Here is a 760-nt window from a genome sequence, read left to right on the forward strand (position 1 = left end):
TCCCTCAGGGAGAGGGGCCGGGGGTGAGGGCAATGGAGAGTAGGGAACTCGAATCCCTGACCTCTGCGGTGCGATCGCAGCGCTCTACCAACTGAGCTAACTCCCCGTGGCTTTACCAGAATAACCCAAGTCCGCCGCCAAGATCTCCCCCGCCTGCAGCTCCAGCCCTGCAAAAACCTTCGAGGGCACCCGCTCGGATCCCTTCAGCTCCAGCAGGTCGTACCAGCCCTCGTGCAACAGCAGCAGGCTCACCTTCTCCTCCATCGGATCCACAATCCAGTACTCACCAATGCCCAAAACGCAGTATTCCGCCCGTTTGGCTCGGTAGTCCGCCGCCCGGCTCGATTCGCTCACCACCTCCACCACCAACAGCGGCGGCGGATCCTCCAAGCGAATCAGAGCCTCTCGGGATCCCATCTCCTGCCACTGCTGCAGAAGCAGCACCACCACATCCGGGATCCGCACCGTATCCCAGCGGTTGCCCCGCGGCGACTGGATCCCGATAGCCATCGGCTGAGAAGTCCACGGTAGCCCCTGGCGCCGGATCTCAGCTCGAAAAGCGGTATTGAGGAAATCCACAATCTGACCATGCCGTCCGGTTGGAAGGGCCATCGGCACCAACTCCCCCGCCACCAGCTCATAGCGGGTATCGCCGCCATCGGAATACTTGAGGTATTCTGCCAAACTCAGGCGAGCCGTTGTCGACCCAGGAACGGATCCTATCGTCAAAGCCACAGCCGCCTCCAAAAGCCACTCTGCT

At 61.4% G+C, this 760-nt stretch carries 1 protein-coding gene and 1 tRNA gene; both read right to left on the minus strand.

Going from position 1 to position 760, the window contains the following annotated elements; genetic code table 11:
• Window positions 1-33: 33 nt before the first annotated feature.
• Window positions 34-106 (minus strand) — tRNA-Ala (locus tag NW844_RS13005).
• On the minus strand, window positions 97-760 hold a 664-nt coding region (locus NW844_RS13010; protein ID WP_414336255.1), incomplete at its 5' end, for a Uma2 family endonuclease. The genes NW844_RS13010 and NW844_RS13005, both read right to left, overlap by 10 nt.

Source organism: Synechococcus sp. H55.2, assembly GCF_047462495.1.
GTDB lineage: Bacteria > Cyanobacteriota > Cyanobacteriia > Thermostichales > Thermostichaceae > Thermostichus.